We start from the raw sequence: 11,086 nt of genomic DNA on the forward strand, positions 1-11,086 counted from the left end.
CCAGGGCCGCCGGACTTTTACTGACGGGTCTAAACTGGCACTATCCCGCCCCCGCGCCATCCGCCGACGCCCTCATCCGGCGCAGCTAGTTCAGCCCAGGCGACAACGCCGAGCGGCAATGCGACAACTTGCCACTACAGCCGACGACCGCGGCAGATGGGCGCTTGGCGCACTCCGGAGTGCGTGTTAGGTTGCCCCTCGCCAGGATGGCCCCGATTCTGCAGTGACCTGCTGCGAAAGCGTCCGAATAACAATAGAGGAGCCCCCTATGGCCACGGCCATACCCGCACTGGAAATCCGTAACCTGCACAAGCGTTACGGTGACCTGGAAGTGCTCAAAGGCATTTCCCTGACCGCCCGCGACGGCGATGTGATTTCCATTCTCGGCTCCTCCGGTTCCGGTAAATCCACGTTCCTGCGCTGCATCAACCTGCTGGAGAACCCGCACCAGGGCCAGATCCTGGTCGCCGGTGAAGAACTCAAGCTGAAGAAGACCAAGGACGGCTCGCTGGTTGCCTCGGACAACAAGCAGATCAACCGTCTGCGCAGCGAACTGGGCTTCGTCTTCCAGAACTTCAACCTCTGGCCGCACATGAGCATCCTCGACAACATCATCGAGGCGCCGCGCCGTGTGCTGGGCAAGACCAAGGCCGAAGCCACCGAGATCGCCGAGGCCCTGCTGGCCAAGGTCGGCATCTCCGACAAGCGCCACAGCTTCCCCGCGCAGCTTTCCGGTGGTCAGCAGCAGCGCGCCGCCATCGCCCGCACCCTGGCGATGCAGCCCAAGGTCATCCTCTTCGACGAGCCGACGTCGGCACTGGACCCGGAAATGGTCCAGGAAGTGCTTAACGTTATCCGCGCGCTCGCCGATGAGGGTCGCACCATGCTGCTGGTGACCCATGAAATGAACTTTGCCCGCCAGGTATCCAGTGAGGTGGTGTTCCTCCACCAGGGCCTGGTAGAAGAGCAGGGACCGCCGCAGCAGGTATTTGACAACCCGCAATCGGCACGCTGTAAACAATTCATGTCCAGCCACCGCTAACGGAGCATCACTGCATGAACAACTATAAGAAGATCGTTCTGGCTATCGCGGCCACCTTCGCACTGGGGAGCCAGGCCATCGCCGCGGACAAACTGCGCATCGGTACCGAAGGCGCCTACCCGCCCTTCAACGGCATCGACGCCAGCGGCCAGGTCGTCGGTTTCGATATCGAGATCGGCAAGGCGCTGTGCGCCAAGATGAAGACCGAGTGCGACGTCGTCACCTCCGACTGGGATGGCATCATCCCGGCCCTGAACGCCAAGAAGTTCGACTTCATCGTCGCTTCCATGTCGATCACCGATGAACGCAAGCAGGCCGTTGATTTCACCAACGCCTACTACACCAACAAGCTGCAGTTCGTGGCGCCGAAGTCGACCGACTTCAAGACCGACAAGGGCTACCTCAAGGGCAAGGTGATCGGTGCGCAGCGCGCGACCATCGCCGGTACCTGGCTTGAGGACAACATGTCCGACACCGTCACCATCAAGCTCTACGACACCCAGGAAAACGCCTACCTCGACCTGTCCTCGGGCCGCCTCGACGGCGTGCTGGCCGACAAGTTCGTGCAGTACGACTGGCTCAAGAGCGACGCCGGCAAGGACTTCGAGTTCAAGGGCGAGCCGGTGTTCGACAACGACAAGATCGGCATCGCCGTGCGCAAGGGCGACCCGCTGCGTGACAAGCTGAACGCCGCTCTGAAGGAAATCGTCGACGACGGTACCTACAAGAAGATCAACGACAAGTACTTCCCCTTCAGCATCTACTGATGCACGTGCCGCGCCGCCCCTCGCCGGGCGGCGCGCGCCTTCAGGCGTGACTCCCCATGATTTTCGACCTGCACGGCTTTGGCGATCAGTTGATCGCCGGCACCTGGATGACGCTCAAGCTTTCGCTCGCCGCAGTCTGCGTGGGACTGGTCCTGGGCCTGCTCGGCGCCATCGCCAAGACCTCGAAGAACGGCTTCCTGCGCATGCTCGGCGGCTTCTACACGACCGTAGTGCGCGGCGTACCCGAGACACTCTGGGTACTGATGATCTATTTCGGCACCGTGGCCGGCCTGAACGCCATCGGTGACCTGTTCGGCTACCCCGAGTTCGCCCTGTCGCCCTTTGCCGCGGGCACCTGCGCCCTGGGCCTGTGCTTCGGCGCCTACGCCACCGAAGTCTTCCGTGGCGCGCTGCTGGCGATTCCCAAGGGCCACCGCGAGGCCGGCCAAGCGCTGGGGCTCTCCGCTCCGCGCATCTTCTGGCGCATCGTGCTGCCGCAGGTATGGCGCGTGGCGCTGCCGGGACTGGGCAACCTCTACCTGATCCTGCTGAAAGACACCGCCCTGGTCTCGCTGATTACCCTCGACGAGATCATGCGCAAGGCCCAGGTCGCCTCCAACGCGACCAAGGAGCCCTTCACCTTCTACATGACCGCGGCCTTCATCTACCTGGGCCTGACCGTCTTCATCATGGCCGCCCTGCACTTCCTCGAGCGTCGCGCCGGCCGTGGCTTCGTGAGGAACGAGCTATGACCGATCTCGAGCTGATCCTCAAGTGGCTGCCGAAGATGCTCCAGGGCGCCACCCTGACCCTGGAGCTGCTGGCCATCGCCGTGGTCGCCGGACTTTGCCTGGCCGTACCGCTGGGCATCGCCCGCGCCTCGCGGCACTGGTACGTGCGCGCGGTGCCCTACACCTACATCTTCTTCTTCCGCGGCACGCCACTGCTGCTGCAGTTGTTCATCGTCTACTACGGCTTTGCCCAGTTCGAGAGCGTGCGCAAGGGGCCACTCTGGCCGTACCTGCGCGACCCGTACTGGTGTGCCCTGCTGACCATGACCCTGCACACCGCGGCCTACATCGCCGAGATCCTGCGCGGCGCCATCCATGCCATCCCGGTGGGTGAAGTGGAAGCCGCCCGCGCGCTGGGCATGTCCCGGCGCCAGGCGCTGTTCCACATCATCCTGCCGCGCGCCGCGCGGATCGCGATGCCAGCCTACAGCAACGAGGTGATCCTCATGCTCAAGGCCAGCGCCGTGGTGTACACCGTGACCCTGTTCGACATCATGGGCATGACCCGCACCATCATCGCGCGCACCTACGAGGCGATGCTGTTCTTCTGCCTCGCCGGCCTGTTCTACCTGGTCATCACCCTGCTGCTGACCCGCATCTTCCGCCTGCTGGAACGCTGGCTGAAGGTGGACTCCATGCAGGGCCGCTGACCGGCGCGCCGCTCGCCCAAGGGGCCGCTATAATGCGCGCCCCGTGGTTTGCCTCCGCTTCGCATCGTGATCCCGAACGACACTCCCCTGACCGGCTCCGACCTGCTCCAGCGCTTCCAGGCGCTGGATCGCTTCCTGCTGGAACATCAGGCGCTGTGGCGGCCGAAACCCTTCACGGTGCTGGAGCTGGCCTGGGAGCGCGACCACCCCGAACTGGCCGCCTGGCTGCGCAGCCGCAGCCTCGATGATGCCGAGGCGGTGCACAACGCGCCCGAGCAGCTCGACGCCCCCGCGCCCTTCCCTGCATTGGCTGCCACCGCCGTGCAGCTGTCCGTCGTCGGCGAACTCCCGGCAACGCCACTGGGCAAGTTGCCGAATCAATTGACGGTCGACGTTCCCGGTCGCAAGTGGCAACAGATCGAAGCCTTCGCCAGCCGCCTGGATTTCGCCACAGCGCCGCAACATTGGCTGGACTGGTGCGCCGGCAAAGGTCATCTGGGCCGACTGCTGGCGCGCAACGGCAAGCCATTGCTGAGCCTGGAATACGACCCTGCGCTGGTGGGCGACGGCCAGCGCCTGAGCGACCGGCTGCGATTGCAGGCCCGCCATCGTCAGCAGGATGTGCTTGCGCCGGATGCCGATGAACACCTGCAGGCCGAGCACACTGCCGTTGCCCTGCATGCCTGCGGCGACCTGCACGTGCGCCTGCTGCAACTGGCCAGCAGCCGAGGCTGCCGCCAACTGGCGGTGGCGCCCTGCTGCTACAACCGCATCGACAACGAGCACTACCGGCCGCTTTCGAAGACCGCGCAAAAATCCGCCCTGCAACTGTCGCGCAGTGACCTGCGCCTTCCGCAAGCCGAGACCGTGACCGCCGGCGCCCGCGTGCGCCGCCAGCGCGACGGCTCGATGGCGCGGCGGCTGGCTTTCGACCTGCTGCAACGGGAAGTCCGCGGCAGCAACGACTACCTGACAATCCCTTCCGTGCCGCTGAGCTGGCTGGACAAGCCGTTGGCCGACTATTGCCGCGACCTCGCCGCGCTCAGGGGACTCGACCTGCCCGTTGGCACCGACTGGCAGCAACTGGAGGCCAGAGGCTGGCAACGCCTGGCCCAGGTCCGCAACCTCGAACTGGTGCGCGGACTGTTCCGCCGCCCCATGGAACTGTGGCTGGCGCTCGACCGCGCGTTATTCCTCGAGGAACAAGGCTATCGCGCCACCCTGGGCGCCTTCTGCGCCACCCGGATGACCCCACGCAACCTGCTGTTGCTGGCCGAACGCATCTGAGACGGGCGTTCCAGGGCTTCACCCACAGACCCTGTGGATAACTCTGTTCGTAACCCCGGAAAAAACTGCCCTTCCTTACCGTCCAGACCGCCTCGCTGCGATCTGGTCATTTTCTGTACACATAAATTTAATCTTTAAAAAACAGCTGGTTACGATACTTCGTGATTGCTATCACATCTCATATGCAATTTGCGCCCTAAAGCTTTCCCCCTTGTGCATAAAGGCCGCCGACGGTGTAGGAAATCAGCCATTCCTGTTGCCAATCCTGCTCCAATGGCGCTTCGTCGAACGGATTGTTGCGTAATCGCGACAATCGAATCTTGTCAATTGCTGCCTAGGCAGTATCATTTCGAAACATTTCACTGCCTAAGCAGCTATCTGTTTTGACATGAATCACTACGACGTCGCGGATTTTCCGTTCAAAGGCTCCATCGGCCAGTTGCTGGGCGCCACCGCCATCCTCAAGGATCGCCTGCTGGACAAGCACCTTGCGCACCTGGACATCACCGCTGCGCAGTTCAAGGTGCTGTTCTTCATCGGCAACGACCGCGCCAATACCCCGGCCGAGCTGTGCCGCGAGCTGTCCATCGACAGCGGCTCGATGACCCGCATGCTCGACCGGCTCGCGCGCAAGGACCTGCTGCTCCGCGAGCCCTGCCCAAACGATCGCCGCAGCGTGCGCCTGAGCCTGAGCCCGGCCGGACAGGCCGTGAATGACGAAGCCCCGAGCATCGCCGCTGCAGCCATGAACGAGCTGGTCGGCGGTCTCTCCCGCGACGAACTGCAGACCCTCACCGGCCTTCTCGACAAGATCCTGCGCGCCCACGGCGCCGCGGCCCTTTGCGCGGCGCAGGAGAAAAGACCATGAACCACCTCCGTATCGCCCTGCTGCCGGCCGTCGTGTTTGCCGCCGTGCTGGGACTCTCCGGCTGCGTCAGCTACTCGGGCCTGGACACCAGCGGCAAGACCGTCGATCCCGCCAGCCTGAAGGCCGGCGTCAGCCTCGACGGCACTCCGCTGTCCACCGCCGCCTGGCCCAGCGAACACTGGTGGACCAGCCTGGGCGACCTGCAACTGGACGGCCTGATCGGCGAGGCCCTGCGCGGCACGCCCGACCTGGATATCGCCAGCGCACGCGCCCGCCAGGCCATCGCCGCCGCGCAAGCGCAGGACGCCGCGCGCATGCCCAGCGTGAAAGGCACCGCCAGCTACGCCGGCATCCGCGCACCGGAAAGCGTGATTCCTGCGCCCATGGGCGGTCGCTACTCGGCGGTGAAATACCTGTCGCTCAGCTTCAGCTACGACCTCGATCTCTGGGGCGGCCAGCGCGACGCCTGGGAGGCCGCCCTCGGCCAGGCCAACGCCGCCGAAGTCGACCGCCAGGCCGCCTCGATCACGCTCTCCACCAATGTCGCCCGCGCCTACAGCGACCTGGCCCACGCCTTCGTCGCCCGCGACCTGGCCAAAGACGAACTGGATCGCTCGCAGCATCTCTTCCAGCTCAGCCAGAAGCGCATGGACGCAGGCCTGGACAGCAAGGTTCAGCTGCAGCAGACGCAGTCCCAGGTCGCCAGCGCCAAGCAGCAACTGGCCGCCGCGGAACAGGACATCGCCAGCGACCGCATCGCCCTCGCCGTCCTGCTCGGCCAGGGCCCTGACCGTGGCCAGGACCTGCAGCGCCCGCAGGTGCTCAAGCCCGGCGCGCTGAGCCTGCCATCGAACCTGCCGGCCGAGCTGCTGGGGCGTCGCCCGGACATCGTCGCTGCACGCTGGCGGGTCGAGGCGGCATCGAAAAGCATCGATTCGGCGAAGACCGAGTTCTATCCCAACGTGAACCTGGGAGCGATGGTCGGTCTGGCCGCCCTGCACACCAGCGACGTGCTGAAGGCACCGAGCCGGTTCCTCCAGATCGCCCCGGCGATCTCCCTGCCGATCTTCGACGGTGGCCGCCTGCGCGCCAGCCTGGCCGGGAAGGATGCCGACTACGACCTGGCCGTCGCCCAGTACAACAAGACTCTGGTCAACGCCCTCGGCGAGGTCACCGACGACCTCGGCAAGCTGCGCTCGCTGGAGCAGCAGATCGACGACCAGCGCGAAGCCCGCGACATCGCCAAATCCAACTTCGACCTGGCCATGCGCCGTTACGGCGAAGGCGTCGGCAACTACCTCGACGCCCTCAGCGTGCAGCAACAGTTGCTCCTCGCCGAGCGCCAGCTGGCCAGTCTGGACGCCCAGCGCATCGACCTCTCGGTGCAACTGGTCCAGGCCCTGGGCGGTGGCTACCAGCCCGACACCACTTCCACCTCCGCCCCGCTCGCCCAGGCGAACGCGGCCGCCGCGCACTGAACGAGGCACCCGACATGAGCACCGCCACCCAAGAAACCCCGAACGGCAACCCCAAGCGCAAGCGCTGGCTGCTGATCCTGCTCGCCGTCGTCATCCTCGCCGGCCTTGCCAGCGTCGCCTGGGAACTCCTCTACGGCCGCTGGCACGAGGACACCGACGATGCCTACGTGAACGGCAACGTTGTGCAGATCACCCCGCAGATCACCGGCACCGTGGTCAGCATCGGCGCCGATGACGGCGACCTGGTGCGCAAGGGCCAGGTGCTGGTGAAGTTCGACCCCAGCGACGCCGACATCGCCCTGCAGCAGGCCGAAGCCAACCTCGCGCGCACCGTGCGCCAGGTGCGCGGCCTGTTCAGCAATGTCGACGGCTACAAGGCCGACGTGGCCGCGAAGAAGGTCGCCCTGACCAAGGCCGAGGCCGACTTCAAGCGCCGGCAGAACCTCGCCAACGACGGCGCCATCTCCCAGGAGGAGCTGGCCCACGCCCGCGACGCACTGGATACCGCGCGCAGCTCGCTGACCAGCTCCGAGCAGCAACTGGACACCAACCGCGCACTGGTCGACGACACCGTTATTGCCTCGCACCCGGACGTCAAAGCCGCCGCCGCCAAGCTGCGTCAGGCTTACCTGGACGACGCCCGCGCGGTCATCATCGCCCCGGTCACCGGCTACGTCGCCAAGCGCACCGTGCAGGTCGGCCAGCGCGTGCAGCCGGGCGCCGCGCTGATGGCGGTGATCCCCCTGGACCAGGTGTGGATCGACGCCAACTTCAAGGAAACCCAGCTCAAGCACATGCGCATCGGCCAGCCGGTGGAAATCCGCTCCGACCTCTATGGCGGCGAAGTGAAGTACTCCGGCACCGTCGACAGCCTCGGCGTCGGCACTGGCAGCGCCTTCTCCCTGCTGCCGGCGCAGAACGCCACCGGCAACTGGATCAAGATCGTCCAGCGCGTCCCGGTGCGCATCCGCATCAACTCCGAGGAGCTGGCGAAGAACCCGCTGCGCATCGGCTTGTCCATGGACGTCAACGTCAGCCTGCACGACCAGAGCGGACCCGCCCTCGCCCAGCAATCGCCGCACGAGGCGGTGTTCTCCACAGACGTGTACCAGGAGCAACTGGCCTCAGCCGACCAGCTGATCGAGAAGCTGATCCAGGCCAACCTGGCCGACGCCAACCACAGCACCGCGCAGCGCTGATCCGACTACCGCCATGAGCCAGCCCAACAGCAGCAGCTTCAGCCCACCCAGCCTGGTCATGGCCACCATCGGCCTGTCGCTGGCGACCTTCATGCAGGTGCTCGACACCACCATCGCCAACGTCGCCCTGCCGACCATCTCCGGCAACCTCGGGGTGAGCTCCGAGCAGGGCACCTGGGTCATCACCTCTTTCGCGGTGAGCAACGCCATCGCTCTGCCGCTCACCGGCTGGCTGAGCCGCAAGGTCGGCGAGGTGCGGCTGTTCATTGCTGCCACCCTGCTCTTCGTGATCGCCTCGTTCCTCTGTGGCGTCGCCCAGCAGATGGGCATGCTGGTGGGCTTCCGGGCCATCCAGGGCTTCGTCGCCGGGCCGCTCTACCCGATCACCCAGACCCTGCTGATCTCCATCTATCCCCCGGCGAAAAGGGGGATGGCACTGGCACTGCTGGCGATGGTGACGGTGGTCGCGCCCATCGCCGGGCCCATCCTCGGCGGCTGGATCACCGACAGCTACAGCTGGCCGTGGATCTTCTTCATCAACGTGCCCATCGGCCTGTTCGCCGCCATGGTCGTCTACCAGCAGCTGCGCGCCCGCCCGGTGGTGATCAAGCACGCACCCATGGACTACATGGGCCTGGCGATGCTGGTGATCGGCGTCGGCGCCCTGCAGATCGTCCTCGACAAGGGCAACGACCTGGACTGGTTCGAGTCCGGCTTCATCATCGGCGGCACGGTCATCGCGGCGATCGCCCTGGCGGTCTTCGTGATCTGGGAGCTGACCGACAAGCACCCGATCGTCAACCTGCGACTATTCGTGCACCGCAACTTCACGGTGGGAACCCTGGCGCTGGTCGGTGGCTACGCCGGCTTCTTCGGCATGAACCTGCTGCTGCCGCAGTGGCTGCAGACCCAGATGGGTTACACGGCGACCTGGGCAGGTCTGGCGGCAGCGCCGATCGGCATCCTGCCCGTATTCCTCTCTCCGCTGGTCGGACGCTACGCGAACAATTTCGATCTTCGCCTGCTGGCGGGGCTGGCGTTCCTGGCGATGGCGGCGACCTGCTTCATGCGCGCCGACTTCACCACCGACGTCGACTACCTGCACATCGCGCTGGTACAGCTGTTCATGGGGCTGGGCGTGGCGTTCTTCTTCATGCCGATCCTGAGCATCCTGCTCTCCGACCTGCCGCCGGACCAGATTGCCGACGGCTCTGGCCTTGCGACCTTCCTGCGGACCCTGGCCGGCAGCTTCGCCGCGTCCCTGACCACCTGGATCTGGAACCGCCGCGCGACCATGCATCATGCCTACCTGACCGAAAACCTCAGCCAGTACGACCCGGCCACCCGCGCCACCGTCGAACAGCTCGGCGGTCCCGGCCAGCACAGCGCAGCGCTGCTTGAACGGATGGTGGAAAGCCAGGCCTACATGATCAGCACCATCGACTACTTCACCCTGCTGGGCTGGGTATTCCTCGCCATGCTGGTGGTCATCTGCCTGGCCAAGCCCCCCTTCGGCGCCAAGCCCGGCGCAGCGGCTGCTGGCGGGCACTGACCCAAACTGCGGATCATTCTGACAAATCAGTGGTTTACACCAAGGGCGCCGTGACTATAATGGCGCCCCTCCTTGCCGGTATAGCTCAGCTGGTAGAGCAACTGACTTGTAATCAGTAGGTCCCGGGTTCGACTCCTGGTGCCGGCACCATAACACCAGAAAGCAAAGGCCCACCTCCATGGTGGGCCTTTGCTTTTGTGCCATTGCCTGCCGCGCTATCAGACGAATGGCCTGAACCTTGGGGCTTGTAGCCGATCCATAAGCCTTTTATATGCGCCTGCTGTTGAGAGTCGGAGCCATCCAAGTCCACTCGCGAAGACAATAGGTTTACTGCGAAGGCTGCATGAATATAATGACCGCTTTTCAACGGGGCGTAGCCCTGCTCAAGGTTGAGCTCAATCCGGCAAACACAGCGACAAGCGTCAGTAATCGTTTTTTCAATATGCGGATGGAACCGCCAGGGGCACAGCAGTGATCGCCAAGAGCGCGGTTCAGACACAACAAGGAGAAGTCATCGGCCGCGGCAGGAATGCTCGCGTGGCCATCCTGTTGTCGACGTTCAATGGCGCCCCCTTCCTGCGAGAACAACTCGACTCCCTCATCAGTCAGACCCACCAGAACTGGGTGATCTATACCTCTGACGATGGATCCAGCGACTCGACACTGGCGATCCTCACTGAGTATCAGCTCAGCCTGGGACAGGATCGACTGGTCATCTTCCCCGGCCCGCGCAAGGGCTTTTCCGCCAACTTCCTCTCCCTCCTGAAACGGCCCGAGCTGGAAGCGGACTACTACGCCTATTGCGACCAGGACGACATCTGGGAAGTCGGCAAACTCGAATGCGGCGTCCGCTGGTGCGAAACCATCGCGACCACTCAGCCAGCCCTCTTCTGCAGCAGAACCCGACTGATTGACGAAGCCGGCGAGCCTATCGGCTACTCACCGCTTTTCTCCGCGCCACCGTCATTCCGCAATGCCCTTGTACAGAGCATCGCTGGCGGCAACACCATGCTCTTCAATGCAGCAACGCGTACGTTGCTGATGAAGACCCATGAAGGCGACCAGATCATTTCGCACGACTGGTGGACCTATCTGGTGGTCGCTGGCTGCGGTGGCATCGTCCATTACGAATCCGCCCCCACCATCGGCTATCGCCAGCACGGCAGAAACCTCATCGGCTCCAATTCAGGCTTCAAGGATCGGATCGTGAGGCTGAACAAGCTCCTCGCGGGAACCTTCAAAGACTGGAACGACGCCAATCTACAAGCGATGAGGGCTATTCAGGGGCAATTGAGCAAGGACAGCCAGCAAACTCTCGCGCTGTTCGTGCAAGCCCGAAAATCCACACTTCTCAAGCGCCTTTTCCTGATATCCCGATCAGGCGTCTACCGGCAAACTCTTCTTGGCAATCTCGGCCTGACAGCTGCCGCCATTCTCCAGAGGCTATGACTC

10 protein-coding genes and 1 tRNA gene are annotated in these 11,086 nt (G+C 64.3%); all 11 read left to right on the top strand.

Features of this window, described 5'->3' with window-relative positions; translation table 11 throughout:
- Positions 1–268 precede the first annotated feature (268 nt).
- The 11 genes from ABKS89_RS28385 to ABKS89_RS28435 all read left to right on the top strand — a co-directional run bounded on the left by ABKS89_RS28385 (position 269) and on the right by ABKS89_RS28435 (position 11,083).
- The gene (locus ABKS89_RS28385) at positions 269–1,042 is read left to right on the top strand and encodes an ABC transporter ATP-binding protein (protein WP_045215765.1); all 774 of its coding nucleotides are present in this window, start codon (positions 269–271) and stop codon (positions 1,040–1,042) included.
- Between the two features lie 14 nt (positions 1,043–1,056).
- A complete protein-coding gene (locus tag ABKS89_RS28390; protein WP_138213832.1) occupies positions 1,057–1,809 on the top strand; it encodes an ABC transporter substrate-binding protein in 753 nt (250 codons plus the stop codon).
- Between the two features lie 56 nt (positions 1,810–1,865).
- Positions 1,866–2,561 carry an ABC transporter permease gene (locus tag ABKS89_RS28395; RefSeq protein ID WP_138213831.1) on the top strand — a complete coding sequence of 232 codons (696 nt, stop codon included), beginning with the start codon at positions 1,866–1,868 and terminating at the stop codon, positions 2,559–2,561.
- The gene (locus tag ABKS89_RS28400) at positions 2,558–3,250 is read left to right on the top strand and encodes an ABC transporter permease (protein WP_138213830.1); all 693 of its coding nucleotides are present in this window, start codon (positions 2,558–2,560) and stop codon (positions 3,248–3,250) included. Before ABKS89_RS28395 ends, ABKS89_RS28400 begins: the two co-directional genes overlap by 4 nt.
- A gap of 69 nt (positions 3,251–3,319) precedes the next feature.
- Positions 3,320–4,537: a methyltransferase gene (locus ABKS89_RS28405; RefSeq protein ID WP_348588581.1), complete on the top strand. Its 1,218-nt coding sequence runs from the start codon at positions 3,320–3,322 to the stop codon at positions 4,535–4,537.
- Between the two features lie 388 nt (positions 4,538–4,925).
- The gene (locus ABKS89_RS28410; protein WP_348588443.1) at positions 4,926–5,405 is read left to right on the top strand and encodes a MarR family winged helix-turn-helix transcriptional regulator; all 480 of its coding nucleotides are present in this window, start codon (positions 4,926–4,928) and stop codon (positions 5,403–5,405) included.
- A complete protein-coding gene (locus ABKS89_RS28415; RefSeq protein WP_348588444.1) occupies positions 5,402–6,883 on the top strand; it encodes an efflux transporter outer membrane subunit in 1,482 nt (493 codons plus the stop codon). The genes ABKS89_RS28410 and ABKS89_RS28415 overlap by 4 nt, the downstream gene beginning before the upstream one ends.
- A gap of 14 nt (positions 6,884–6,897) precedes the next feature.
- A complete protein-coding gene (locus ABKS89_RS28420; protein ID WP_138213827.1) occupies positions 6,898–8,082 on the top strand; it encodes an HlyD family secretion protein in 1,185 nt (394 codons plus the stop codon).
- Between the two features lie 13 nt (positions 8,083–8,095).
- Positions 8,096–9,634, top strand: coding sequence for a DHA2 family efflux MFS transporter permease subunit (locus tag ABKS89_RS28425; protein ID WP_348588445.1), 1,539 nt, complete (start codon positions 8,096–8,098; stop codon positions 9,632–9,634).
- Between the two features lie 74 nt (positions 9,635–9,708).
- A tRNA-Thr gene (locus tag ABKS89_RS28430) sits at positions 9,709–9,784 on the top strand.
- Positions 9,785–10,105: 321 nt separating this feature from the next.
- Positions 10,106–11,083, top strand: coding sequence for a glycosyltransferase family 2 protein (locus ABKS89_RS28435; protein WP_348588446.1), 978 nt, complete (start codon positions 10,106–10,108; stop codon positions 11,081–11,083).
- The last annotated feature ends 3 nt before the right edge of the window (positions 11,084–11,086 follow it).

It is taken from the genome of Pseudomonas sp. LABIM340, from assembly GCF_040017195.2.
Lineage (GTDB): Bacteria > Pseudomonadota > Gammaproteobacteria > Pseudomonadales > Pseudomonadaceae > Pseudomonas.